The organism is Longimicrobium sp. (assembly GCF_036399255.1).
In the GTDB taxonomy this organism is placed as follows: domain Bacteria; phylum Gemmatimonadota; class Gemmatimonadetes; order Longimicrobiales; family Longimicrobiaceae; genus Longimicrobium.
Genome location: NZ_DASWNM010000016.1, coordinates 144,406 through 170,150, shown reverse-complemented (window position 1 = coordinate 170,150; position 25,745 = coordinate 144,406). Strand labels below are relative to the sequence as shown.

Below are 25,745 nucleotides of genomic sequence, written 5' to 3'. Positions count from 1 at the left end.
GTGAACAACTGTGCACCAATCGTCCAGAATGCGCAAGCCCCGCGCGATCCGCGCCGCGGCAATCGCAAGCATCTGCCGGAAAACGGGTTCCGCATCCCCCTCCCCCGCTCTCCCGTCCAGCCGGTGCGGATGACGGACGCCGGGATTCCCGCCGCGCACATCGTCCTCCTGCTCTGCGCCCGCCCGCTGCCGGACGCGTCGGTGGATGCGGCGCTCGGCGAGGCCATTGCCCGCGGGGTGGAGTGGGACGCGCTGCTGGCGCTGGCGGAGGCCAACCGCATGCTGCCGCTGGCCCACCGCGCCCTGGCCGGCCGCGCGGACGTGCCGGAGACCGTCCGGTCTCGCCTCCGCATCGTTTTCGCGGAGAACGGACGGCAGGCGCTGGCGCTGGCGGCGGAGCTGCGGCGGCTGGTGGCGGCGCTGCAGGGCGCCGGCGTCCGCGCGCTCGCCTACAAGGGCCCCGCGCTGGCGATGCGCGCCTACGGGCACCTGGCGCTGCGGACGTACTCGGACCTGGACCTGCTGGTGGCGCCGGACGACGTCCCCGCCGCCGCGCGGGTGCTGTCGGCGGCGGGGTACCAGTCCGCCCATCGCCTTACCCCCGCGCAGGACGCCGCCTTTCGCCGGACGGACGGCGACTATCCGTATCATCACCCCCGCACCGCGGTCCTGGTGGAGCTGCACTGCCACGTGTCGTCCCTGCGCTTCGGCGTCCCGCTCGCGACGGAGCGATTGATCGCGCGCGCCCGCCCCGTCCCCATCGGCGGCGGCGGCGTCCTTGCGCCGGCGGACGACGACCTGTTTCTCGCCCTCTGCGTGCACGGCGCCAAGCACCGCTGGGCGCGGCTGGAGTGGCTGGCCGCCGCCGCCGCGCTCGCCGTGCGCGCGGCGCTGGACCTGGACGCCCTCCTGGTCCGGGCGGCGGAGGTCGGCGCGCGGCGGACGGTGCTGCTGGCGCTGGTGCTGATGCGCGACGCGCTGGCCCTGCCGCTTTCGCCGGCCGCGGACCGCGCCGCATCCGCCGATCCCGTCCTTCCCGCCCTGGCCGCGGAGGCACGCGCCCTCTGGTTCGCCGCCGATCCGCATCGCTCCGCGGATGCGGGGGATTCGACGGATTCGGCCACTCCCGCACTCACGCACTCCCGCACTCACGCACTCAACGAAACCGCCGCCAACCTGCGCTTCAACTACCGGCTGCGCGAAGGCGCGGCGGATCGCGCCCGCTTCGCCGCGCGCTGGCTGTTCACCCCCTCGCCGGAAGACTGGGCGTGGGCGAGGCTGCCGGACGCGCTGTCGCCGCTGTACCGCGCGCTGCGGCCGCTGCGGCTGGGCGTGCGCTACGGGCTGCGGAGGGGCGGGTGACGGCGCCGGCCGCATTCCGCTTCGCGCGGGCGATGACGCGGATGATGCCGCGCCGAATCGCCCTGGCGGTGGGGCTCTCGCTGGCGGTGACCGCGGGCGAGGCGGGGGGCGTGCTGCTGCTGACGCAGCTGCTGGCGCTGGCGGACGTGGGCGGGCTGGCGGGCGCGGCCGGGGCGCTGCCGCGCGCGGTGGAGCGCGCCTTTCGCTCCGTGGGCGTGCAGCCGTCGCTGGGGCCGGTGCTGGCGATGTTCGTGGCGGTGGTGATCGCCGTGGCGATGCTGCAGCGGGCGCAGACGCTGGTTTCCAACGTGATGGCGCTGGAGGCCACCCTGGAGGCGCGCATCCGCCTGTACCGCGCCATCACCCGCGCCCGCTGGCTGCCGCTGGCGCGCGCCCGCGGCTCGGACCTGCTCAGCGCGCTCACGGGCGAGTCGGACCGGGTGGGGACCGCCGCCAGCTACCTGCTCTCGCTGCTGGTGGGCGCGCTGATCTCGCTGGTGTACCTGGCGCTGGCGCTGCGCGTGTCGCCCGTGCTCACGGCGGTGGCGGTGGGGTGCGGCGCGGTGCTGCTGGTGACGCAGCGGCGCTACCGCGCGGCCGCGCGCCGCACCGGCAAGGGGCTCAGCGAGGCACGTGCCGAGGTGTTGAGCGCCGCAACCGAGCACCTGGGCGCGCTCAAGGTGGTCAAGAGCTACGGCGCCGAAGAGCGCAACGCCCGCATCTTCGCCGACGCGGCCGAGCACTCGGGCACCATTCACCTGCGCACGTGGCGCGCGTACGCCGACGCCCGCGCCGTGTTCATGATCGGCACGGTGGTCCTGCTGGCCATCGTCACCTGGGTGGCGCTGCGGGTGCTGCACGTCACCGGCGGCACGGTGCTGCTGCTCGTCTTCCTCTTCTACCGCCTGGTGCCGCGGCTGGCCAGCCTGCAGACCGTCTACCAGTACCTGTCGCACGACCTCCCCGCCTGGGAAAGCCTGGACGCGCGCATCACCGCGCTCGAGGCGGAGCGCGAGGCCCTGTCGGGCACCGAGGCGGAGCGGATGGAGCTGGCGCGTTCCATCCGCTTCGAAGGGGTTTCGTTCGCGTACGACGCGGAGCGCGCCACGGCGGTGGACGGGCTGACGATGGAGATCCAGGCGCGGCGCACCACGGCCATCGTGGGCCCCTCGGGCGCGGGAAAGACCACGCTGGCGGACCTGGTGATGGGGCTGGTGTCGCCGCGCGAGGGGCGCATCCGGGTGGACGGGCGCACGCTGGACGAAAGCTGGCTGCGTGCGTGGCGGGCGGGGATCGGGTACGTGGCCCAGGACACGCTGCTGTTCAACGACACGGTGCTGGCCAACCTGCTGTGGGCGCGCCCCGGCGCCACCGAGGCGCAGGTGTGGGACGCGCTGCGGCTGGCGGCGGCGGACGGCTTCGTGGCCGCGCTGCCGCTGGGGCTGGCCACGGAGATCGGCGACCGCGGCGTGCGGCTGTCCGGCGGCGAGCGCCAGCGGCTGGCCCTGGCCCGCGCCCTGCTGCGCCGCCCCGCCCTGCTGATCCTGGACGAGGCCACCAGCGCGCTGGACGGCGAGAACGAACGCCGCATCCGCGACGCCATCCGCGCCCTGCACGGCAGCATGACCATCTTGATGATCACGCACCGCCTGCCCAGCGTGCGCGACGCGGACGTGGTGCACGTGCTCGAGGCGGGTCGGCTGGTGGAGTCGGGCCCCTGGGCCGAGCTGGTCGCCCGCCCCGCCGGCCGCTTTCGCCGGCTGTGGGCCACCCAGGCCGGCGAGGGGGATGCGGAAGAGGCGGATGGAGCCGTGGCCGGCTGATCCGCCGCCACCCGCCCCGCACCGATCGCAATGCGCCACCTCCGTGCCCACGCGCCCCCTCGAGACGTCCGGCGCATTCTCCAGACGCGGGCACGCATAGCATGGGGATGATGCGGCGCCACGCCGCTCGCCCACCGCCCCGAATGCGCCAGCCGCGAGATTCCCGGCTGGCGCATCTCGTTGTACCGACGCCGGTTGCGCCTTGCACGCCGGACTTGCCGAACCCGCTGAACCCTGTTTACTCTGTGCGCATCCCGCCCCCGCGACGGAGCACCGTGGGGGGTTGACCGTGTACGCGAACTTTCGTACATTGCGATGCACAAGCTCGGGTTCAAGGTCGCCAGATCCAGGACCATCGCCGCGCTGCAGGCCGGCCCGGCGTACATCCTCTTCGAGGACCGGGCCGTCCGCGAGGGCAAGAACCTGCTCGACACGGGCGAGGTCTCTCCCGAAGAAGTGGTTGCGCTGCTGCACAGGTGCCGGGGATCGCCGGACCAGTACAGCCAGAGCGCGCACCACCGCGAGGCCTCGATCCCCGTGCACACGTTCAAGCCTGCGCACGGGGGCACCCGGTGGTACATCAAGGTCTACTTTCTGGACGGAACGCTGGACCTGGAGCCCGCGATCTTCATCAGCGTCCACAAGACTACGGGTACTGAAGCATGAAGAAGTTCTGGCGGGCCGGTGATCGTTCTCGCGCCATCTGCGAGGACTGCGGCGTGGTGGAAACCCGGTTCGAGTACCGTACCTACCCGCTTGAAAAGCCGCGGGTGGACGTGCCCGACGTGCTGGTGGCGGTGTGCTCGGTGTGCGACCGGATCGTCGCCGTTCCGTACCAGTCCTCGCCCCGGCTGAACGAGGCCCGCAAGGCGGCCGAGGCCCCGCTGGAGGCGCGGATCCCCAAGCACCTCGAGGACGTGCTCGCCGTGGTGGCAAGCCACTACGGGCGCAACGACAGCGAGTTCCGCAACGTCATCCTGCGCTACTATCTTCATGCGCTGGGGGAGAGCGATGCGCTGGCGCGGCACATTCGCGAGCTGGCGTCCGGCGAGCTGGCGCGGGGAGCCGCGGACGAGCGGCTTTCGGTCAAGGTCCAGAAGCCGGTGCTCACCCGGGCCTGGGACACGGCGCGCAACGCCGGCGTGCGCTCCAAGACCGACATGGTGAAGGGTGCGATCATCGCCGCCGCCGAGGACCTCGACAGCGCCGAGGGAAAGGAGCGCCGGGAGACGCTCGTCGAGATGGCCGCGAGCGTCTGAGTGCGTGTTCAAGAATCCGACGCTGCGCATCCAGGCAGATCTACCAGCGCTGTCATTCCGAGGCCCGGCCACGCCGTAGCCTGCTTTCACACCAGAGGTTGCAGGGCCGAGGAATCCACCTTCGGATTGCTGGAGGGCAGACGCGGTAGCCCCGTGCCTGCTTCGCGGCTACGACACGGGCGGACAGGGCCAGTGCCGGAGCGGTGCGGCGGGGCACCAGCAGCAGACAGTAGATTTCTCAGTCGGCGCGCAGGATTTCGGGCGAGCCGATGGTGCGGTGTGGCGCCTCCTTCGAAATGACATCCGGGCGCGAGCGCAGGGATTCTCAAATACACTCTGAGAGAGGGCGTTCGCCCTCTCCCGGAGGGGACGCAAGTTCGCTCAGAGACTGGGTGAATCCGCGGCTGGGGCAGGGAAAGGGTCCTGACGGACCCGCGGCGCAGGGCACACATCGAGGCGCTTCGGACAAAGATCCTTCGGTCGGCGCACGGGATGCGGCGCGTTCTCGGGCCGTTCGGGGCGGCGCCTCTCTCAGGATGACAGGTGGGGGCAGGGAATCGGGCGGTAGATTCCTCGGTCGCGCGCCTGGTTCGTCGCGCGGGCGAATTTCCGGTGTGCTCCTCCGGCTGCGGACGCGCAGGTGCCCGGGACGCCGAGTCCGCGCAGGCGGACTTTGCGATGTTCCAGCGGCGAATTCATTCGCTCAGCGGACCGCACGTTACCGGATTAGAATCGCAACGGGCATCATTCGCTCCAGGGGCGGACCCTCCACGCTTCATATCACCCCACGACACACGCGCACTCAATCACATGGACATTCAGGGCTCGCGGGTCATGATCCTGGGCGGCTCCGGGCTGGTGGGGCTGGCCATCGCGCGCGAGGTGCTGCGGCTGCGTCCGGCACGGCTCGTCATCGCCGCGCTCACCGAGGACGAGGTGCGGGAGGGGCTGGAGGTGCTGCGTCCGCTGGCGGGTGACACGACGCTGGACTCGGAGTGGGGCAACCTGTTCACGCCGGCCGCCCTCAAGCACGCCGGCCGCGACACCGTGCTGGACGACCCGCAGGCGCGCGGGCTCATGCTGGACGCGCTCTTCGGCCCGCTGGGGGCCGAGGCGGTGGAGCGGGACACGCTGGGCGAGATGATCCTGCGCCATCGTCCCGACATCGTCGTCGACTGCGTGAACACGGCCACGGCGTTCGCCTACCAGAACGTCTTCAAGAGCGTGTCCGGACTGCGCGAGGCGGCGCGCAACGGGCCGGTGGACCAGGACACCATCGAAAAGCACCTGATGACGCTGGGGCTGCCGCCCCTCATCCACCACACCTGGGTGGCGATGAACGCCATGATGACCGTGGGGACGAAGGTGTTCCTCAAGGTGGGCACGGCGGGAACCGGGGGGATGGGGCTCAACATCCCCTTCACCCACTCCGAGGACCGTCCGTCGCGCCAGCTGCTGGCCAAGTCGTCCGTTGCCGGCGCGCAGACGCTGCTGCTGTACCTGATGGCGCGCACCCCGGGCGCCCCGGCGGTGAAGGAGATCAAGCCCACCGCCGCCATCTCGTGGAAGACCATCCGCGGAGGTACCGTCCAGCATCGCGGCGTGCCCATCGAACGTGTGGATTCTGTCACTCCCGCGCCGGTGGCGGACGCATTCGCGGCGGGGGCGGAGTTCGGGCGCGGCTCGCTGTGGCGCGAAACCGGCGAGCCGCTGACCGGCGTACACCTGGACGCGGGGGAGAACGGCCAGTTCTCGCCCGACGAGTTCGAGGCGCTGACCGCGCTGGGGCTGATGGAGTTCATCACCCCCGAAGAGATCGCGGTGGACGCCGTGCGCGAGATCCAGGGCTTTCCCACCGGGCACGACGTGGTGGCGGCGCTGGACGCGTCCACCAGCGGCCCCACGTACCGTGCCGGCGTTCTGCGCGAGACGGCGCTGCGGCGGATGGAGCAGATGGAGGCGGATGGGGGCGGGCGCGCCGTGGCCTTCGAGATGCTGGGCCCGCCGCGGCTCACCAAGCTGCTGTACGAGGCCGAGATCCTGCGCCGCCTGTGCGGAGGCCGGCTGGACGCCGCCGCCACGCTGGAGCCCGGCAACTTCTGCCAGCAGGCGGATTCGCTCGTCTCCGCGGACGGGGACCTGCGGACGCGCATGCTGACCGCCAAGCTGGCGGTGCTGCTGCCGGATGGCGAGCGGGTGCTGCGGGGCCGCAAGGTGGAGATCGAGCCGGCGCCGGGCGAGCCGGTGAACCAGACCGCGCGCAAGGGATGGGTGGACCTGCGCGCGGAGAACTGGGCCGTCTGGCGCGACCGCATCGCCGCCATCCTGCGCGAGATCGATTCGCAGCCGGGCGCGGAGGGCGGCTCGGGGTGGGACATGCAGCCGTGGCACCACGAGCGCGTCATCCGGCCCGGCGCGCTGGCCGCGTGGATCTTTCGCTACGAAGACCGGGGAGAGCGCATCAAGCGCTGAGACCAGACGCACACCATGGCCGCACCCACCGCTCCCGGACGCCTGCTGGTGGACCTCGCGAAGGCATTCGCCCTCAGCGAGTTCTACCCCCTTACGCATCCCACCCACACCCAGGCGGTGGGAAACCTGTCGCAGGCGCTGCTTTCCACCGGCGAATACTTCCAGATCCGCCTGACTCCCGGGGGCGTGCTGGTGGGCGGCGCGCTGGCGCCCCGCTCGGCGCACGTGGACCGGCTGTCGGCGCGGCTGGCGGAGCACAACGTGGGAAGCATCATCCTGCGCCACGACGTGGGAAGCGAGTCGCTGGGCCGCTTTCTCTCCGCCGTCACCCTGCCGGCCCGGGTGGTGCGCGCCGCCGGCGGGCTGGGCGCGGCGCTCGAGGCGGCCGGCGCGTCGCGCGTGTCCATCGACGGGGTGTGGGTGCACGCCGGGGCGGCGTACGCGGCGGTGGATGCGGGCTTCCAGGTAAGCGGCCTGCAGGACGCCGGGATCCAGCTGTGGAGCGCGCACGACATGTACGAGCAGGTGCGCGATTCCGCCGTCCGCGTGGAGAGCGAGGATACCGAAGAGCTGCGCCGGCTGATGCGCGAGGGAAGCGACGGCGGCCGCCTGACGGTGGTGAACCGGCTGGAGTTTCTTGCCCAGTACTTTCTTACCCACGGGATGACGGACCGCGGCATCGCGCTGGTGCAGGACCTTCGCCGCGACGCCGAGGAGATGCGCGGCCGGGACCCGGTGACGCGGTCGATGGTAATGCTGGCCATCCACCGCGTGAGCACCCGCGCCGTGATCGAGGAGCTGGTGCAGCGGCTGGGCAAGGCGCGGACGGAGGAGGAGCGGACGGGGCTGCGCTCCACCCTGCTGCACGTGGGCGCCGACACGGTGACGCCGCTGGTGCGCGAGCTGGTGGCGGCCACCGACGTCTCTGCCCGGCGCGCCTACCGCGACGCGCTGGTGGCGCTGGACCACGTGGGCGTGGCGCTTCTGGAGGACATGATCGGCGACGAGCGCTGGTTCGTGGTGCGCAACATGGTGGGGATCCTGGGCGAGATCCGCAGCGCGGACGCGGTGGAGCACTTTCGCCGCACCATCGAGCACGCCGACGCCCGCGTCCGCCGCGAGACCATCCTGGCGCTGGCCAAGATCGGCGGCGAAGAGGCGGTGCCGCTGCTGGCGAAGGGATTGAACGACAGGGACCCCAGCCTGCGCGGGGCCGCGGCGCTGGGGCTGGGGCTCACCAAGCTCACCGTCGCGGTCGGGCCGCTGCTGAACCGGCTGCCGCAGGAGACGGACGGCGAGGCGGTGGTGGAGATCGTCCGCGCGCTGGGGCGGGTGGGCGATCCGCGCGCGGTGCCGCTGCTGGCGGAGCGCGCGTCGGGCGGCGGCTTTTTTTCGCGCATCCCCACGGCCATCCGCGTAGAGGCCGTGCGCGCGCTGGGCGAGATCGGCGGCGAGGCGGCGCGCGCGGTGCTGCAGCGCCTGCTGCGCGACCGCAACGGCGACGTGCGCGAGGCCGTGTTCAAGGTGCTCTCCGCGGATTGACCCGCCCGCCGCGCCGCCGCGGCATTCTTCTGGCGACTCCCGCCGCCGCGCCTTCGTCCAGAGGGCGCGGCGGTTCGTTTGATGCGGATCACCTGCTACGGAAGCAGGGTAGGGGCTCGTCGGAGGACGGGCGACGACGGGGATCGGACATCGGACTGCGTCGGCGGGGCGCCCCCTCCGCTCGCTTAGGCTCGCACCTCCCCCAACTTCGGGGGAGGTTGAGTTGGCCGACGGGATTGGGATCGGCGAAGAGCATCGAACTGGCGCCCGACAGGGCCCCTCCCCCCGGCCCCCTCCCCCGCTGTCGCGGGAGAGGGGGAGAATTCGATCCCGCTTCGACAGGGTTTGTCGCGCGCGGCCGTGGCGTTGCCGAGGGTTCGAGCCACAGACGCACCGTCCTGTCGGAGCGCGTCACCTCTCCCCCGCAGTTTGGGGGAGAGGCCGGGAGAGGGGGCCCCTCTCCGACGCAGTTCGATTTCCGTCGCCGATCCGCGGCTCCATCGGCCACCCCAACCTCCCCCAGCAGTTTTGGGGGAGGTGGGCGAGTAATGCGAGCCCGGAGGGGGCGCCCGCGCTGAACCGTCCGAAACACGCTTGACTCACATCAACACCGATCCACCGAAATCGTACCCGATGACCCAGCCCTCGCCCTACGCACCGCCGGACGCGCCCCCGCGCGCGGACTTTCTGCAGCGCATCGCGGCGGAGGTGCACCGCCGCGTGGTGGGGCAGGACTACATGGTCGACCGGCTGCTCATCGGGCTGCTGACCGGCGGGCACGTGCTGATGGAGGGGCTGCCCGGGCTCGCCAAGACGCTGGCCGTGCGCACCCTGGCCGACACCATCGACGCGAGCTTTCAGCGCATCCAGTTCACCCCCGACCTGCTTCCCGCCGACGTGGTGGGAACCACGATCTACAACCAGCGCACGGGCGAGTTCGTCCCGCACCGGGGGCCCATCTTTGCCCACATCGTGCTGGCCGACGAGGTGAACCGCGCGCCCGCCAAGGTGCAGGCCGCGCTGCTGGAGGCCATGCAGGAGCGCCAGGTCACCATCGGCGGCGAGACGTATCCGCTCCCCCAGCCGTTCCTGGTGCTGGCCACGCAGAACCCCATCGAGCAGGTGGGCACCTATCCGCTGCCGGAGGCGCAGGTAGACCGCTTCATGCTCAAGGTGCGCGTGGGATACCCCACCCGCGAAGAGGAAAAGGAGATCCTGCGGCGGATGGGGGGCGGCGCCGACATCCCCGTATCGCCCGTGGCCACGCCGGCGGACATCCTGCAGGCGCGCGCGGCCATCAACGGGCTGTACCTGGACGACCGCATCGCCGACTACATCCTCGATCTCGTCCACGCCACGCGCGAGCCGAAAAAGTACGGAGTGGCGGAGCTGGCGCCGCTCATCGAGTACGGCGCGTCGCCGCGGGCCACGCTGGCGCTGGCGGCGTGCGCGCGGGCCCACGCCTACCTGCGCGGGCGCGGCTACGTGGAGCCCGCGGACGTAAAGGCCATCGCCCCCGACGTGCTGCGCCACCGCATCAACACCAGCTACGAGGCCGAGGCGGAGGAGGTCACGCCCGACGACGTGGTGCGCCGCATCCTCAAGGCCGTCCGCGTTCCGTGAACTGGCTGCGGGATCTAGACGTTCTTGCGGCTGTAGCGCTGGCTGTCATCGTCGCGGCAGGGATACTCGTGGCTGCGTTTCTGGTCTGGCGGTACGTCAGAGTGGGGAATGCCACTCCTGCTGAAATTGTGAAAGAGCCAGCCCCGCCGCCCGGGTTGGCGGACGTGATGCGCCAGGTGCGGCGCATCGACCTGCGCACGCGCGGGCTGGTGGCGTCGCAGTTCACCGGCGAGTACCACTCGGTGTTCAAGGGGCAGGGGATCGAGTTCGTGGAGGTGCGCGAGTACGTCCCCGGCGACGACGTGCGCACCATCGACTGGAACGTGTCCGCGCGCACGGGGCAGACGTTCGTCAAGAAGTACGTGGAGGAGCGCGAGCTCACGGTGCTGCTGGCGGTGGACCTGTCGGCGTCGCAGCGGTGGGGCACGCGCGGGCGCTTCAAGAGCGAGATGGTGCCCGAGGTGGCCGCCACGCTGGCGATGTCGGCGGTGCGCAACAACGACCGCGTGGGGCTGCTGGTGTTCACGGACCGCGTGGAATCGTTCGTCCCGCCGCAGAAGGGGCGGCGCCACGCGCTGCGCATCCTGCGCGACCTGCTCGTCTTTCAGCCGGCGGAGCGGGGGACGGACCTGGCGGCGGCGCTGGAGCACGCGCGGCGGGTGCTGCGGTCGCGCTCCATCGTCTTTCTCGTCAGCGACTTCCAGATGGAGGACGAGGCGCGGGCGCGGTTCGAGCGCGCGCTGGGCTTTATCGCCGTGCGGCACGACGTGATCCCCGTGGTGCTGGCGGACCCGGCGGACGCGGAGGTGCCCGAGGTGGGGGTGCTGCGGATGATGGACCCGGAGACGGGGCGCGCGGAGTACGTGGATACGGACGCGGCGTTCGAGCGCTTCGCGAAGGCGGCGAAGCGGGAGCGGGTGGAGCTTGCGCGCGTCTTTCGCCGGCTGGGGATGGAGGAGATCGAGCTGCGCACGGACCGCCCCGTCTCCACCGCCGTCATCTCCTTCTTTCGCCGCCGCGAGCGCCGGCTGCGTCGATGAGCCTCGACAGGCACGACGCTGCGTCCGCGGGGGGCCCCTCCCCCGGCCCCTCCCCGCTCGTTCCTCGCGGAGAGGGGAGAACTTCGGCGGTGCTGCGAAACGCATTGCGCTGGCGCCCGCAAGGCGCCCCCTCTCCCGGCCTCTCCCCCCAAAAAACCTGGGGGAGAGGTGACGCGCTTCGACCCATGTCGGAGCAGAGTGGCCCGACTGAAGAAACCTGCCGGAGCGCGATCGAATTCTCCCCCTCTCCCGCGCAGCGGGGGAGGGGGCCGGGGGGAGGGGGCCCCCTCGGACGCCAGTTCGATCCCGTTCGTCGAGCCTGCAGCCCCGCGGCAGCCCCGATGCTGGGGTGCGGGCCGGCACGGGCGAATGAATTCGCTGCAACAACCACACGAAAGCCGCCTTCGCGGACTGGCGACGCTGGGGTAGCGGCAAGTGCCTGCCACGTTGCGGGTTGGGTGAAAGCGGCCAAGGTGGTCAGCCCGCCGGAGTGCGATCGAATTCTCCCCCTCTCCGGCGCAGCGGGGGAGGGGGTCGGGGGGAGGGGGCCCTCTCGGGCGCAGTTCGATCCTGTTCGCCGAGCCTGCAGCCCCGCGGCAGCCCCGATGCTGGGGTGCGGGCCGGCACGGGCGAATGAATTCGCTGCAACAACCACACGAAGGCCGCCTTCGCGGACTGGCGACGCTGGGGTAACGGCAAGTGCCTGCCACGTTGCGGGTTGGGAGAAAGCGGCCAAGGTGGTCAGCCCGCCGGAGTGCGATCGAATTCTCCCCCTCTCCCGCGTAGGGGGGGAGGGGGCCGGGGGGAGGGGGCCCTCTCTGGCGCAGCTCGATCCCGTTCGTAGAGCCCCGATTCATCGGCATCCCAACCTCCCCCAGGGGTTTTGGGGGAGGTGCGAGCCTAAGCGAGCGGAGGGGGCGTGCTCCTCGCGCGGCATCATCGGATTCATCGCCCTGCTGGCCCTGTCCTTCGTGGCGCCCGGCTTGGCCGCGCAACCACGCGTCCTCTCCGCCGACACCATCGCGGTCGCCTCGATCCACGTGGAGCCGGATTCGGCGATCACGGTGGGCGACCGGTTTCGCGCGGCGGTGTTCGTGCGCGCGCCGGCGGGGGCGCGGGTGCAGCTGGTGGTGCCGCCCGCGGCGGACGGCGCCTACCAGACGGTGGATTCCATCCGCACCTATCCGCCGGATTCCACCGGGCTGCACCGCGCCGTCGCCACGATGGTGCTGTGGACGGCGGATCCGCCGAGTGCCGCGCGCGCGGAGGTCCGCGTCACCCTCCCCGGCGGCGGCGTGCAGGCGCTCCCCATCGGGATTCCGCTGCCGGCCACGCACGCCGTGCTCCCGGCGGATTCCACGCAGCCGCGTCCACCCAAGGACATCCTCCCCATCCCCCAGCGCGCCTGGACGTGGGCGTGGATCGCGGCGGCGGTGCTCCTCATCGCGCTCCTCGTCTGGTGGATGATGCGCCGCCGCCGGAGTCCGCGCGCGGCCGCACCGGCCGATCCGCGGGGGCACGCGCTGGCGGAGCTGGACCGGCTGCGCGCGGCGTCCCCGATCGAACGCGACGTGGAGGCGTTCAGCGCGGGGATGAGCATGATCCTGCGCGAGTTCGCGGCGGCGGCGGACCCGGCGCTGGGGACGGACCTGACCACGCAGGAGCTTCTCCATCACCTGCGGCGCACCGGCGCGCGCGAGGAGGACGTGGAGAGCGTCGCGGGCGCGCTGATGCACGCGGACCTGGCGAAGTTCGCCCGCCGCCATCCCACGCCCGAGCGCGCGCTGCACGATTGGGAGGCGGCGCGCCGCTGGGTGCAGACCTTCCGCGCGGAGCAGGCGGATGACGCGCCGGCGCTGGCGGACGCGGGGGCGGGGCGATGACGGGGGGATTCCAGAACCCGTGGGCGCTGCTGCTTCTGCTGCTGATTCCGCTGTGGGCGTGGTGGCTGCGGCGCGCGCGGCCGGAGGCGGTGGCGTTCGCGCGCGCCGGGGCGGCGGCGGAGGCGGCGCGGGGGCGGGGACGGTGGATGGGCGCGGTGCCGGACGTGCTGCGCGCGCTCAGCTTCGGGCTGCTGGCGCTGGCGCTGGCGGGGCCGCGGACGGGCGCGCGCGTGGTGGAAGAGGAATCGGAGGGGATCGCCATCGTGCTGGCGGTGGACGTGTCGCAGTCCATGCTGGCGGAAGACCTGCGCCCGCGGAACCGGCTGGGCGCCGCCAAGCAGACCGTCGCGCGCTTCATCCAGGGGCGCGAGAACGACCGCATCGGCCTGGTCGCGTTCGCGGCGGAGGCGATGACGCGCGTGCCGCTGACCCGCGACTACGCGGTGCTGACGGAGGCAGTGGGCGGGCTGCAGTCCGGCGGGCTGGGCGAGGGGACGGCCATCGGCGACGGGCTGGCCGCCGCCGCCGCCCGCCTGCGCCGCGCCGAGGAGCGTTCCAAGGTGGTGGTGCTGATGAGCGACGGCGCCAACAACCGCGGCGACGTGGATCCGCGCCAGGCCGCCCGCGCCGCCGCGGTGCTAGGGATCCGCGTGTACACCATCGCGATGGGGGCGGACACGGTGGCGCGCATTCCCGTGGCGCTCACCCGCGTGGGTGTGCGCTACGGCCTGGCGCGCACGGTGGTGGACGAGAAGCTGCTTTCCGAGATCGCCACCGTCTCCGGCGGCCGCTACTTCCGCGCGAGGGACACGGACGCGCTCCGCCGCATCTGGACGGAGATCGACCGGCTGGAGCGCACGCCCGTCCGCGCGCGGCGCTACGTGCGCTACACGGAGTGGTACCTGCCCTTTCTGCTTTTTGGCGCGGCCGTGCTGATCCTGGAGTGGCTGTTCCGCGCCACCCGCTGGGGGAGGGTGCCGTGACCCTGCCCGCGTGGAGCGATCCCTTCCTCCTGCACCTGATCGCGCTCTTTCCCGCGCTGCTGCTGGCCGCGCTGCTGCTGTGGTGGCGCCGCCGCCGCCAGGTGGCCGAGGCGCTGGGCGACCCCGCGCTGGTGCGGCGGCTGGCGGGAACGGACCTGCGCGCCTTTCCCGTCCGCCGCGCGGCGCTGCTCCTTCCCGCCGGCGCGCTGCTGGGCGTCGCCGCCGCGGGGCCCAGCTGGGGGGATGCGGACGGCGGCGGCGAGCGCGGGCGGGGCGACGTGGTGCTGGTGCTGGATGCATCCAACTCCATGCTGGTGGAGGACGTGGCGCCGTCGCGGCTGGCCCGGGAGCGCGTGCTGGCCCGGGCGCTGGTGGACCGGCTGGCGGGGTCGCGGGTGGGATTGATCGCGTTCGGCGGTAGCGGGCACGCGCTCTCGCCGCTGACCTCCGACGGGTCCGCGATCCACCTGTACCTGGATGCGCTCTCGCCCGAGATCGTGAACCAGGGCGGCAGCTCGCTGGATTCCGCCCTGCGCCAGGCGCTGGCGCTGCTCGGCGGGCCGGACGAGGGGCCCACCGGCGGCTCCATCGTGCTGGTGAGCGATGGCGAAGCACTGGAGCCGCGGGAGCTGGTGGCCGCGTCCATAGGGCACGCGCGGCGCCTGGGCGTTCCCGTCCACACGGTGGGGATCGGGACGGCGGCGGGCGGCCAGGTCCCGGACGTGGATCCCGAGACCGGCCGGCTGCGCGGCTTCAAGCGCGAGCCGGACGGATCCGTCGCCGTCTCGCGGCTGGACGAGGCGACGCTGCGCACCATCGCGCGGCAGACGGGCGGAACGCACCGGTTGATGCCGGACGCGCGCGGCGTGGCGGAGCTTGCACGCGTGGCCGCGCAGGGCGGGCGCGCCGCGCGCGGACGGAGCTCGTCCGCGCCGGACAACCGCTACGAGTGGTTCCTTGGACTGGCGCTCGCCCTCGTCGCGCTCGACGCGGTGGCCGAACGCGGGCGCAGGAGGAGCGGGGGATGATGCGCGGGATGATGATCGTTGCCGCCGCCGCGGCGCTGATCGGCGGCGGGGTGCTGGCGGACGCGGAGCGCGCGTACCGCCGCGGCGACTACGCGGCGGCGGCGCGGGGATACGCCCGCGCGCTGGCGGAGGGCGACTCGTCCGCCGCCGTACGCTACAACCTGGGCACCACGCTGCTGCGGCTGGGCCGCCACGACGAGGCACGTCCGCACCTGGAGGCTGCCGCCCGCGCCCGTGCGTCGGCGGACACGCGCTTCCGCGGCGCGTACAACGCCGGCGGCGCGGACCTGCAGTCCGTGGCGGCCGGCAGCGTGCCGCGGGAGCAGCGCCGTGAGCGGCTGACGCGCGCCATCAGCCACTACCGCCGCGCGCTGCTGCAGAACCCGGACGACGCGGACGCCAAGTGGAACCTGGAGCTGGCCAACCGCCTGCTGCGCAACGAATCCGGCGGCGGTGGCGGGGACGATGAGAAGAACGAGAACCCCAGCGGCGGTGGGGGCGAGAACGATCCGTCCCCCGCCAGCCCGCAGCCCCGGCAGGGTACCGGCGGCGAGGGTGCCGGGCGGCCGATGACGCCGGAGCAGGCGGAGCGCATCCTGGCCGGCGCGGAGGCGCGCGAGCAGCGCATCCAGCGCCAGCAGCTCAAGCAGGACCAGACCCGAATCCACGGCGTGCGCGACTGGTAGGCTGCGTCCGAGGGATGCGGGAGCGAGTAAACTCGCCGCAACAACGGCGGAAAGCCCCGCAAACCGCGCGGGGCTTCACCTGCTCGCGGCCGTGCACCACGCTGTCATTCCGAAGGAGCGCCGTCAGGATTCGCTCGCGCACCAAGCTGTCATTCCGAAGGAGCGCCGCGAGAAATCGTCCGTGCCACCGCCGCCTGCGCGCGACTGAGGAATCTACCGTCGGAGTCCTCGTGATCTGCCTCGCGTTCCGGTGCCGCGGCTACAGTCGCGTCGGAGACTCCGCTATATTTGCCTGCATTGGCATCACAACTCCAGACGGAGGGGGGAAGATGAGCGAGCGCACAGACCATCGAGCAAAGCGGCTTGTCCTTGCCTCATGGGTGTTGATCTGGTTGGGGGCGATCCTGGCGGTGAACCCGCAGGAGTTGCTCTCGCGGTCCGGGGCCGTGCTGTGGGGGGCGGGGATCGTGATCCAGATGGGGATTGTTGCGCGCCGGCTACCCAGGATGCGCGCTGCACGATGAGTCAGGGCGGGTGCGGTGCGCTTCCGCGGTTGCGAGCAGACGGAGAGTAGATTCCTCGGTCGGCGCCGGGGGACTGCGTGAAAGCAAGTTGCGGCGCGGCGCCTCCCTCGGAATGACATCCGGGGGTGCGGCGGTGACCAAAGGGCCGCGATCGAATTCTCTCCTCTCCGTGAGGAACGAGCGGGGAGGGCCCCGTTTTCCCTGCCGGGGCTGTCCTGTTGACAGGACGCACTCTCTTTCGCTACATTATCGCGCCGAATTGCTGGAAAGTGGGGACCGGCAGGTCCCTCACCTGTACGGCTCGTGCGCCCTGGGCGTGCGATGCTGCCAGGTCCGCGCGAGGCGCGAGCGGCCGTCCCCCCGGGACGGGTCCGTTCGTGCAGCGCATGGACGGACCTGAACGAATGCTTCAGGTCCGTCCTTTTTTTGGCCGGCACCAACCCGACAAACCGGAGAGCGGCGTATCAACGAGAAGATGCGTGTGAACCGGCAGATCCGGATCAGCCCCGTCCGTGTGATCAGCACGGACGGTGAGCAGCTCGGAATTCTGCCGATCGAACGGGCGATGGAGATCGCGGAAGAGCAGGGGCTTGACCTCGTAGAGGTCGCGCCGCTGGCACGTCCGCCGGTCTGCCGCATCATGGACTACGGCAAGTTCAAGTACGAGGAGCAGCGTCAGGCGCGCGAGGCGCGCAAGAAGCAGCACCACGTGCAGCTGAAGGAAGTGAAGATGCGCCCGGGGATCGAGGAGCACGACTTCGACTTCAAGGTGCGCCACGCCAAGCGGTTCCTCGAAGAGGGGAACAAGGTAAAGCTCACCATGATGTTCCGGGGGCGCCAGATGGCCCATCCGGAGTACGGTCGCAAGGTGCTGGACCGGGTGTTCCAGGAGCTGCAGGACGTTTCCAAGGTGGAGGCGCATCCCATGCTTGAAGGCCGCAGCATGGTGATGGTGCTTGCCCCCCTGGTAAAGGCGCCGCAGCCACAGCAGACCAGCCAACCCACCGCCGCACCCGCGGGCGCGGCGGACGAAAGGTAGTTCAATGCCCAAGATGAAGAGCCACCGCGGTGCCGCCAAGCGCTTCAAGGTCACGGCCAAGGGCCGTGTGAAGCGCGGCAGCGCGTATCACAGCCACATCCTAACCAAGAAGTCGCCCAAGCGTAAGCGGAACCTGCGCGGCACCACCATGCTGGCGCACGCCGACGAGAAGCGCGTAAAGCGCCTGCTCGCCTCCTGATTTCGCTGAACCTTACGACCTCGTAGAAACGGGAGGGATGACATGCCGCGTGTAAGCACCAACGTTGCGCGACTCAAGCGCAAGAACCAGATCCTGAAGGCCGCCAAGGGCTACTTTGGCCGTCGCAAGAACCTGTACAAGACGGCCAAGGAGGCCGTGGAGCGCGCACGGAAGTACGCGTACCGCGACCGCAAGAACCGCAAGCGCGAGTTCCGCCGCCTGTGGATCATCCGCATCAACGCGGCTGCCCGCCAGAACGAGCTTTCGTACTCGCGGCTGATGGACGGCCTGAACAAGGCCGGGATCGAGATCGACCGCAAGGTGCTCGCGGACCTCGCCATCCGCGATCCCAACGCGTTTACGCAGCTGGCCAGCGCCGCCAAGCAGAGCCTGGCCGCCTGAGCGCGGCACACGGGTTCGGCTTGCGCAAGCGGCGCCGGGGTTCTCCCTCGGCGCCGCTTTCGTTTGTACTGCAGGGAATAGGGAACAGGGAATAGGGAATAGCCTGCAACGGCATTCGCCGGTCCCTGGCGCTCGGGGTAGCCAAACGGGCACCGGCGGCTAAGTTTCGGACAAGGCACGCAGGCGCCACGCAGAGACAGACGATGACGACCGTAACCGAAGAACTGCTGGCACAGCTCCGCGACCTGGAGCGCGAGGGGCTGGAGGCCGCCCGCGCCGGCGGCGACGCGGGCGCGCTGGAGGCGCTGCGCACCGAGTACCTGGGCCGCAAGGGCCGCCTGACCGGCATCCTGCGCCGCCTGGGCGAGCTGGGCGCCGAGGAAAAGCCGGTGGTGGGCGCGGAGGCCAACCGGGTCAAGGAAGCGCTCGGCGCGCTGCTCGACGAGCGGGCGGCGTCGTTCGCGTCCGCGGCGGACGCGGGGCCGCGCATCGACCTGTCGCTCCCCGGCCGGCGCCGCTGGGAGGGCGGGGTGCATCCCGTGACGCTGGTGATCGACGAGATCTGCGACATCTTTCGCGACCTGGGGTTCAGCCGCGTGGCCGGGCCCGAGGTGGAGACCGTCGAGTACAACTTCAGCAAGCTCAACACGCCGCTGGACCACCCCGCCGCCGACATGCACGACACCTTCTACCTGTCGGACGGAGTGGTGCTGCGCACCCACACGTCGCCGGTGCAGGCGCACGTGATGGAGAACCATGCGCCGCCGGTGCGCGTGGTGGTGCCGGGGATGGCGTACCGCCGCGACCCGTTCGACGCCAGCCACGCGCCCGCCTTCGCGCAGGTGGAGGGGCTGGCGGTGGACGAAGGAATCACCTTCGCCGACTTCAAGGCCACCATCAGCGAGTTCGTGCGCCGCTTCTTCGGCGCGGACGCAAAGACGCGCTTCCGGCCCTCGTTCTTCCCCTTCACCGAGCCGTCGGCCGAGGTGGACGTGTCGTGCCGCATCTGCCGGGGCGCGGGGTGCAGCGCCTGCAAGCACACGGGGTGGATGGAGATCATGGGGAGCGGCATGGTGCACCCCAGCGTGTTCACCAACGTGGGGTACGATCCCGAGAAGTACACCGGCTACGCCTTCGGCATGGGCCCCGCGCGCATCGCCATGCAGCGCTACGGGCTGCCGGACATCCGGCTGCTGTACGAGAGCGACATGCGGTTTTTGCGGCAGTTCGTTTGAGGAAGGCAGGGAATAGGGAATAGGGAATAGCCTGCAACGGCAACTGCGCGGCGTCCCGATCCTCCTCCCCGATCCCCTGATCCCTGAGAGGCCGAAGCAACGACAAACACCGGGAACCGGGCAGGGAGCCCGCGGACGCACCGAAACCATCGCCCGCTATTCCCTATTTCCTGTTCCCTATTCCCTGGTCCCTGGCCGTCCATGAACATCTCCTATCGCTGGCTCCAGTCCATCGCGCCCGGCCTGCAGGGCACGCCGCACCAGATCGCGGAGCGCCTCGCCACGCTGGGCGCGCCGGTGGACGAAGTCGTGGACCTGGGCGCGCAGATCGGCGACGTGGTCATCGCGCGCGTCGACGAGGTGCGCCAGCACCCCAACGCCGACCGCCTGCGCCTGTGCACCGTCGACGCCGGCGGCGGCGAGCGCGTGCAGGTCGTTTGCGGCGCGCCCAACGTGGAGGCGGGGGGGCTGTATCCCTTTGCTCCCATCGGGGCGACGCTGCCGGGTGGGCTCGAGATCAAGAAGGCCAAGCTGCGCGGCGAGGCGTCGGAGGGCATGCTGTGCTCCGCGCGCGAGCTGGGGCTGGGGCGCGACCACTCGGGGCTGATGACGCTGCGCGGCGACTTCAACCCCGGCGACAACTTCCGGCAGGCGCTGGGGCTGGACGACCACCTCCTGGTGGTGGACGTGACGCCCAATCGGGGCGAGCTGCTGTCGCACCTGGGCGTGGCGCGCGAGCTGGCGCCGCGGGGCGAGGACGGCATCGAGCTGCCGCGCTTTCCCGCCAGCCGCGGCCACGCCTGCCCGGTGACCCCCGGCCGCCGCGAGCGCGATGTGGCCGGCGTGGAGGTCGAGATCCAGGACGACCAGGGGTGCACGCGCTACATGGGCGCCGTGGTGCGCGGCGTCTCCATCGCCCCCTCGCCCGAGTGGCTGGCGACGCGGCTGCGGGCCATTGGCGTGCGGCCCATCAACAACGTGGTCGATGCCACCAACTACGTGCTGCACGAGCTGGGGCAGCCCATCCACGCCTTCGACCTGGCCCTGCTGCGCGGCGGGCGCGTCGTCGTCCGCGGCGCGCAGGCGGGCGAGCGGCTGACCACGCTGGACGGGGTGGAGCGCGTGCTGGAGCCCACCGACGTGGTGATCGCGGACGGCGAGGGCGCGGTGGCCCTGGCGGGGGTGATGGGCGGTCAGAACAGCGAGGTGAGCGAGTCCACCACGGACCTGTTCATCGAGGTGGCGCTGTTCGATCCCCGCGCGGTGCGCCGGACGGCGCGGCGGCTGGGGCTGAACACGGACGCGTCGCACCGCTTCGAGCGCAGCGTGGACCCCGAGGGGCAGCCCGCGGCCCTGCACCGCGTGATCGAGCTGATCCAGGCGGTCGCCGGCGGGCAGGCGGTGGGCGCGGTGGACCTGTGCCCGCACCCGTTCGAGCGGCTGAAGGTGGGCGTGCGCGAGGAGCGGGTGGAGAAGGTGCTCGGCGTTCCCGTCTCCGCGGCGGAGATCCGCGACCTGCTGGATCCCATCGGCTTCGAGGTGAACACCCGGCCGCGGCCCATGCTGGTGCTGGTCCCCGGATTTCGTCCGGACGTGACCAGCGAGATCGACGTGATCGAGGAGATCGCGCGGCGGCGCGGCTACGACTCGTTCCCCGAGGCCATGCGCCCGTTCCGCCCCACCTCCGTCCCCGAGCACCCGTCCATCGCGGTGGAGCGGCGGATGCGCGACCTGCTGGTGCGCTGGGGCTTCCTGGAGTCGGTGACGGCGGCGTTCGCGGCCGAGTCGCCCGGCGCGGTGCCGCTGCTGAACCCGCTCTCCGCGGAGGAAGGGTTCCTGCGGACGAGCCTGGTGCCCGGCCTTCTGCGCCGCGCGGAGCACAACCTGGCGCACGGCGTCCGCGACGTGCGGCTGTTCGAGGTGGGCGCCGTCTTCTTTCCCGCGGCGGAGGGGCGCGTGGCGGGCGAGGAGCGGCGCGTGGCGGCGGTGTTCACCGGCGCCAGCCGCCCGCCGCACTGGTCCGGCCCCGCGCCCGACTGGGACGCGTGGGACCTCAAGGGGCTGATGGAGGAGCTGGCGGCCGAGCACCCCGGCGCCACGGTGGATGGGGCGGACGGCGCGTTCACGGTTTCGGTCGATGGAAAAGAGATCGGGAACGGCCGCGTCGCCGCCTCGGGCGAGGTGGATGCGCCGGCGTGGGCCGGTCCGGTGTTCGTGGTGGAGGTGCGGCTTCCCGCCGCCGCGGCGTCGCGCCGCGAGGTGCGCTACCAGCCGCTCCCCGTGCACCCCGGCTCCGAGCGCGACCTGGCGTTGCTGGTGCCCACGGGAACGCGCGGGGCCGACGTGTCCGCCACCATCCGCGAGGCGGCGGGCGCGCTGCTGGAGGAGGTGTATCCCTTCGACCTGTACGAGGGGAAGGGGATTCCGGAGGGGACGCGCAGCCTGGCGTTCCGCCTGCGCTTCCGCGCCCCCGAGCGCACGCTGACGGATGCGGAGGTGGACGGCGCGGTGAGCCGCGTGCTCTCCGCGCTGGAGGAGCGGCATGGCGTCCGGCGCCGCTGAGCCACCGCTGGCGCTGCCGGACGCCCCCGCGCCGGCCGAGACGCCGGGGTGGGAGCGGCTGGAGCAGGCCGCGCGCGGCGCCGCGTCCGCGCTGGGCGAGTGGCGCCGGCGCGCGGTGGAGGCGGAGCACGAGGTGCAGCGGCTGCGGACGGAGCTGGAGAAGCTGACCGCGCTGGGCCCCCTCCCCTCCGACGAGGCGGGGGACGAGCTGCGGCGCCTGCGCGCGGAGAACGCCGTGCTCACCAGCCGCGCGGCCGAGGCGCGGCAGCGGGTCAGCGGCCTGCTGGCGCGCCTGTCCGTGCTGGAGAACCGCCCGTGAGCCGCCGCAAGGCGCCGCCCGTGCGGCAGTCCGTCACGGTCGAGATTGCCGGCGAGCGGCACGTGCTGCGCTCCGACATGCCGCCGGAGTACACGCGCGCCGTTGCGCAGCACGTGGACGACACCCTGCGCGCGCTCCCCAGCTTTCCCACGCTGGAGCCCTTCCGCGCCGCCATCCTCGCCTCACTGTCGATTACGGACGAGCTCTTTCGCGCCCGTCAGGAGGTCGAGCGCCTGCGCGCCGAGATCGAGGCGAAGACGCTTGAGATCGCCGCGATGCTGGAGGACGCGCAGACGGTGGAATGAGGGAATAGGGGACAGGGGACAGCCTGCGGGGATGGGGGGTGAGGGATGAGGATTACGTCGCATCGCGAGCTGGTAGTGTGGCAGAAGGCCATGGACCTGACGGTGCAGGTGTATGGGCTCTCGTCCCGGTTCCCCGTAGACGAACGGTACCGGCTGACGTCGCAGATCACCCGCGCCGCCGCGTCAGTCCCGGCGAACATCGCGGAGGGGCATGCGCGATCGACCGCAAAGGAGTACGCGCACTTCCTTTCCATCGCGAAGGGCTCGCTGATGGAAACGGAAACCTTCCTGATGCTGGCCGTGCGCCTGAACTATCTTTCGGAAAACCAGGTCGCCGCGTCACTGCACCTCGTCACCGAGGTCAGCAAGATGCTTACGCGACTGCGGATGCGCCTGGTAGCGTGAGGACCGGGTGCAGGCTGTAACCTGTCCCCTGTAACCTGTTCCCTATCCCTTGCGACGTTCCCGTAACTCCGCGTATCTTTTCCCGTTGCGGCCCAATGACGTCGCGCTGACTGAGCAGGGCTCAGCAATCAACGGTGGCAGGAAGGTGTATCGGTCCGCCACCGTTTTCATTTGCACCGGCCGCGGGTACGCCCGCGCTGAGAATAAAGACACACGATGGAAATTCTGCTGATCGCGCTGGCGGCGGTCGTGGCGGGCGCCGCCGGCTTCTTTGGCGGCAAGTCGGTCACCGATTCGCGTACCCAGGCCCGGCTGGTCGCCGCCAAGGCCACGGCCGAGGACGAGGCGGAGCGCATTCGCGCCGCGGCACGGCAGGAGGCCGAGAGCCTGCGCAAGGCCGAGGTGCTCAAGGGGCGCGAAGAGGCCATCCGCGCCCGCGAGGAGTGGGAGCGCGAAGAGGCCAAGCGCCGCGACGAGGTGGACCGCCTGGAGCGCCGGTCGCAGGAGCGCACCGAGACGCTGGACCGCAAGCTGCACGCGCTGGACGAGAAGAGCGAGGCGCAGGAGCGCCGCGCCCAGCAGCTGGCGAACCGCGAAAAGCAGGTGGAGGCACAGAGCGGCGAGCTGCAGGCCCGCATCAACGAGGTGCAGCACCGGCTCGAGGCGCTGGCCGGGCTGAACGCCGACGAGGCGCGCCGGCAGCTGATGCACGACATGGAGGAGCAGGCCAAGGCCGCCGCCGCCCAGCGCATCCGCGAGATCAAGGAAGAAGCCAAGCGCGACGGCGAGCGCGAGGCCAAGAAGATCATCTCGCTGGCCATCCAGCGCATCGCCGCCGACCATACGGCCGAGACGACGGTCTCCGTGGTCGCGCTGCCGTCGGACGAGATGAAGGGGCGCATCATCGGCCGCGAGGGGCGCAACATCCGCGCGTTCGAGCAGTTCACGGGGATCGACGTCATCATCGACGACACGCCCGAGGCGGTGGTGCTCAGCGGCTTCGATCCCGTGCGGCGCGAGACGGCGCGCATCGCCCTTGAAAAGCTGGTGTCGGACGGGCGCATTCACCCCGGGCGCATCGAGGAGGTGGTGGCCAAGGCGCGCAAGGAGGTGGAGAACGGCATGCGCGAGGCCGCCGAGGAGATCCTGTACGAGCTGGGGATCCACGGCGTGCACCCGGAGGTGGTCAAGGTGCTGGGGCGCCTGAAGTTCCGCACGTCGTACGGGCAGAACCAGCTGCTGCACGCCAAGGAAGTCGCCATCCTGGCCGGCAACATGGCCGCCGAGATGGGCTTCGACGCCACCATGGCCAAGCGGATGGGAATCCTGCACGACGTGGGCAAGGGAATGACCCACGAGCACGAGGGCACCCACGTGGAGCTGGGCTACAACCTCTGCAAGAAGTACAACGAGCCGCCGCAGGTGCTCAACGCCATCAAGGCGCACCACGACGAGGAGCCGCACCTGTATCCCGAGTCGTTCCTGGTGACGGCCGGCGACGCCATCAGCGGGTCGCGGCCGGGCGCGCGGCGCGAGATGTTCGAGACGTACGTCAAGCGGCTCGAGAAGCTCGAGGAGATCGCCACCAGCTTCCCGGGCGTGGAGCGCTGCTTCGCCATCCAGGCCGGCCGCGAGCTGCGCGTGCTGGTGACCCCCGAGGCCATCTCGGACGAGCAGATGACGCAGCTGAGCGAAGACACCGCCCGCCGCATCGAGGCCGAGCTGCAGTATCCCGGGCAGATCAAGGTGGTGGTGATCCGCGAAACCCGCGCGGTCGACTTCGCGCGCTGATCCCCTTCCCTCGCACGACGTAAGCTGGGCCCGCGCCTCCCGATGCAGGGAGCGCGGGCCCTTCGTGTCGGGTTGTGTCCGCTGGACAGGTGACGCTATTTCGGTTTATGTTCGGTGTGGGGTCGCGCCGAGAGTTCGGAGGGTGTATTCTCCGCGCGCGGAAGGCGTTCTGGAGAAGAGGTGGGAAGGGCCGCAAGGGCGAATGAATTCGCTGCAACAACCACACGAAGTCCGCCTTCGCGGACTATCAGGGCAGGTGGTGGGGCAAGTGCCTGCCACGTAGACGGTTGGGGGATGACGGCCAAAGCGGTCGCTGAGGTAACGCGATCGAATTCTCCCCTCTCCGTGAGGAACGAACGGGGAGGGGCCGGGGGAGGGGCACCCCGCGGACGCAGTTCGATACGTGCCGGCGCAGTTCAATCAGCTCATCAGAATCGAAAGCATTACGTGCGGATTCTCTTCGTAGCGGACGTGATCGGGTCGCCGGGGCGGCGGGCGCTGAAGCAGCTGCTGAGGCTCGTCAAGGCCGACGTGCGCGCGGACGTCGTGGTGGCCAACGGTGAGAACTCGGCGGGCGGGTTCGGCATCATCCCGGACGGCGTGGCCGAGTTCTTCGAGGCGGGGGTGGACGTGATCACCACCGGCAACCACGTGTGGGACAAAAAGGAGATCCTGCCGCTGCTGGACAAGGAGCCGCGCCTGCTGCGCCCCGCCAACTACCCGCCCGGAAACCCGGGACACGGTTCCGTCGTCATCCCCGTGGGGCAGACGCGGCTGGCGGTGCTCAACCTGCAGGGCCGCACCTTCATGGCCGCCATCGACGACCCCTTCCGCGCGGTCGACGCCATGCTGGCGGAGCTCAAGGGGCAGGCGGACGTGATCGTGGTGGAGTTCCACGCCGAAGCCACCAGCGAAAAGCAGGCGTTCGCGCGCTACCTGGACGGGCGCGTGGCGGCCGTCGTCGGCACGCACACGCACGTGCAGACGGCGGACGAGTGGGTGCAGCCCAGGGGGACGGCCCGCATCACCGACCTGGGGCTTACGGGCGGGCTGGACGGCATCATCGGGATGAAGGCCGACATCAGCATCGAGCGGCAGCTGAAGGTGGCGCGCGGCGAGCGGATGCAGCCCGCGGACGGCGACCTTCACCTGCAGGGCGCGGTGGTGGACATCGACGAGACCACCGGGCTTGCGCGCTCCATCGAGCGGGTGGACGTTCCCTACGAGCGGGTGCTCCAGGGCGAGTTCAAGCGAAAATAGACG

Annotated in this window: 23 protein-coding genes; all 23 read left to right on the top strand. The window is 71.3% G+C overall.

All coding sequences use genetic code 11. The features are described from left to right. The first annotated feature begins 129 nt into the window (after nucleotides 1–129). The 23 genes from VGC13_RS01865 to VGC13_RS01755 all read left to right on the top strand — a co-directional run bounded on the left by VGC13_RS01865 (nucleotide 130) and on the right by VGC13_RS01755 (nucleotide 25,742). Nucleotides 130–1,362 (top strand): nucleotidyltransferase family protein, encoded by a 1,233-nt coding sequence (locus VGC13_RS01865; RefSeq protein WP_331123490.1) that lies wholly within the window; start codon nucleotides 130–132, stop codon nucleotides 1,360–1,362. Then, the gene (locus VGC13_RS01860; RefSeq protein ID WP_331123489.1) at nucleotides 1,359–3,185 is read left to right on the top strand and encodes an ABC transporter ATP-binding protein; all 1,827 of its coding nucleotides are present in this window, start codon (nucleotides 1,359–1,361) and stop codon (nucleotides 3,183–3,185) included. Before VGC13_RS01865 ends, VGC13_RS01860 begins: the two co-directional genes overlap by 4 nt. 315 nt (nucleotides 3,186–3,500) lie before the next feature. After that, nucleotides 3,501–3,851 carry a hypothetical protein gene (locus tag VGC13_RS01855; RefSeq protein ID WP_331123488.1) on the top strand — a complete coding sequence of 117 codons (351 nt, stop codon included), beginning with the start codon at nucleotides 3,501–3,503 and terminating at the stop codon, nucleotides 3,849–3,851. Further along, nucleotides 3,848–4,444, top strand: coding sequence for a hypothetical protein (locus tag VGC13_RS01850; RefSeq protein WP_331123487.1), 597 nt, complete (start codon nucleotides 3,848–3,850; stop codon nucleotides 4,442–4,444). The genes VGC13_RS01855 and VGC13_RS01850 overlap by 4 nt, the downstream gene beginning before the upstream one ends. 810 nt (nucleotides 4,445–5,254) lie before the next feature. Further along, nucleotides 5,255–6,916 (top strand): hypothetical protein, encoded by a 1,662-nt coding sequence (locus VGC13_RS01845; RefSeq protein WP_331123486.1) that lies wholly within the window; start codon nucleotides 5,255–5,257, stop codon nucleotides 6,914–6,916. 15 nt (nucleotides 6,917–6,931) lie between these two features. Beyond that, nucleotides 6,932–8,458, top strand: a complete 1,527-nt coding sequence (locus VGC13_RS01840) for a HEAT repeat domain-containing protein (RefSeq protein ID WP_331123485.1) — start codon at nucleotides 6,932–6,934, stop codon at nucleotides 8,456–8,458. Between the two features lie 633 nt (nucleotides 8,459–9,091). Next, entirely contained in the window at nucleotides 9,092–10,081 is a 990-nt protein-coding gene (locus VGC13_RS01835; protein ID WP_331123484.1) for an AAA family ATPase, read from the top strand. A gap of 164 nt (nucleotides 10,082–10,245) precedes the next feature. Next, a complete protein-coding gene (locus VGC13_RS01830) occupies nucleotides 10,246–11,121 on the top strand; it encodes a DUF58 domain-containing protein (protein WP_331123618.1) in 876 nt (291 codons plus the stop codon). 983 nt (nucleotides 11,122–12,104) lie between these two features. Then, nucleotides 12,105–13,004 carry a DUF4381 family protein gene (locus tag VGC13_RS01825; protein ID WP_331123483.1) on the top strand — a complete coding sequence of 300 codons (900 nt, stop codon included), beginning with the start codon at nucleotides 12,105–12,107 and terminating at the stop codon, nucleotides 13,002–13,004. Further along, nucleotides 13,001–13,987 (top strand): VWA domain-containing protein, encoded by a 987-nt coding sequence (locus tag VGC13_RS01820; protein ID WP_331123482.1) that lies wholly within the window; start codon nucleotides 13,001–13,003, stop codon nucleotides 13,985–13,987. The genes VGC13_RS01825 and VGC13_RS01820 overlap by 4 nt, the downstream gene beginning before the upstream one ends. Next, nucleotides 13,984–15,015, top strand: coding sequence for a vWA domain-containing protein (locus VGC13_RS01815; RefSeq protein ID WP_331123481.1), 1,032 nt, complete (start codon nucleotides 13,984–13,986; stop codon nucleotides 15,013–15,015). The genes VGC13_RS01820 and VGC13_RS01815 overlap by 4 nt, the downstream gene beginning before the upstream one ends. Next, on the top strand, nucleotides 15,012–15,701 hold the full coding sequence (locus VGC13_RS01810; RefSeq protein WP_331123480.1) for a tetratricopeptide repeat protein: 690 nt from the start codon (nucleotides 15,012–15,014) through the stop codon (nucleotides 15,699–15,701). Before VGC13_RS01815 ends, VGC13_RS01810 begins: the two co-directional genes overlap by 4 nt. A gap of 329 nt (nucleotides 15,702–16,030) precedes the next feature. Continuing rightward, complete coding sequence (locus VGC13_RS01805) at nucleotides 16,031–16,225, top strand: hypothetical protein (protein WP_331123479.1); 195 nt, start codon at nucleotides 16,031–16,033, stop codon at nucleotides 16,223–16,225. Nucleotides 16,226–16,700: 475 nt separating this feature from the next. Next, nucleotides 16,701–17,264: a translation initiation factor IF-3 gene (infC, locus tag VGC13_RS01800; RefSeq protein WP_349264167.1), complete on the top strand. Its 564-nt coding sequence runs from the start codon at nucleotides 16,701–16,703 to the stop codon at nucleotides 17,262–17,264. A 4-nt stretch (nucleotides 17,265–17,268) separates the two neighbouring features. Then, nucleotides 17,269–17,463 (top strand): 50S ribosomal protein L35, encoded by a 195-nt coding sequence (gene rpmI / locus VGC13_RS01795; RefSeq protein ID WP_170037397.1) that lies wholly within the window; start codon nucleotides 17,269–17,271, stop codon nucleotides 17,461–17,463. Nucleotides 17,464–17,505: 42 nt separating this feature from the next. Then, entirely contained in the window at nucleotides 17,506–17,865 is a 360-nt protein-coding gene (gene rplT / locus VGC13_RS01790) for a 50S ribosomal protein L20 (protein ID WP_331123477.1), read from the top strand. A gap of 224 nt (nucleotides 17,866–18,089) precedes the next feature. After that, nucleotides 18,090–19,100, top strand: coding sequence for a phenylalanine--tRNA ligase subunit alpha (gene pheS / locus VGC13_RS01785; protein ID WP_414682975.1), 1,011 nt, complete (start codon nucleotides 18,090–18,092; stop codon nucleotides 19,098–19,100). 201 nt (nucleotides 19,101–19,301) lie between these two features. Beyond that, complete coding sequence (gene pheT, locus VGC13_RS01780; RefSeq protein WP_331123475.1) at nucleotides 19,302–21,662, top strand: phenylalanine--tRNA ligase subunit beta; 2,361 nt, start codon at nucleotides 19,302–19,304, stop codon at nucleotides 21,660–21,662. Further along, nucleotides 21,643–21,981, top strand: a complete 339-nt coding sequence (locus VGC13_RS01775) for a hypothetical protein (RefSeq protein ID WP_331123474.1) — start codon at nucleotides 21,643–21,645, stop codon at nucleotides 21,979–21,981. Before pheT ends, VGC13_RS01775 begins: the two co-directional genes overlap by 20 nt. Then, on the top strand, nucleotides 21,978–22,286 hold the full coding sequence (locus VGC13_RS01770; RefSeq protein WP_331123473.1) for a cell division protein ZapA: 309 nt from the start codon (nucleotides 21,978–21,980) through the stop codon (nucleotides 22,284–22,286). The genes VGC13_RS01775 and VGC13_RS01770 overlap by 4 nt, the downstream gene beginning before the upstream one ends. A gap of 45 nt (nucleotides 22,287–22,331) precedes the next feature. Beyond that, a complete protein-coding gene (locus VGC13_RS01765) occupies nucleotides 22,332–22,691 on the top strand; it encodes a four helix bundle protein (protein ID WP_331123472.1) in 360 nt (119 codons plus the stop codon). A 216-nt stretch (nucleotides 22,692–22,907) separates the two neighbouring features. Further along, nucleotides 22,908–24,482, top strand: coding sequence for a ribonuclease Y (gene rny, locus VGC13_RS01760; protein WP_331123471.1), 1,575 nt, complete (start codon nucleotides 22,908–22,910; stop codon nucleotides 24,480–24,482). Between the two features lie 447 nt (nucleotides 24,483–24,929). Then, entirely contained in the window at nucleotides 24,930–25,742 is an 813-nt protein-coding gene (locus VGC13_RS01755) for a TIGR00282 family metallophosphoesterase (RefSeq protein WP_331123470.1), read from the top strand. Nucleotides 25,743–25,745: the final 3 nt, after the last annotated feature.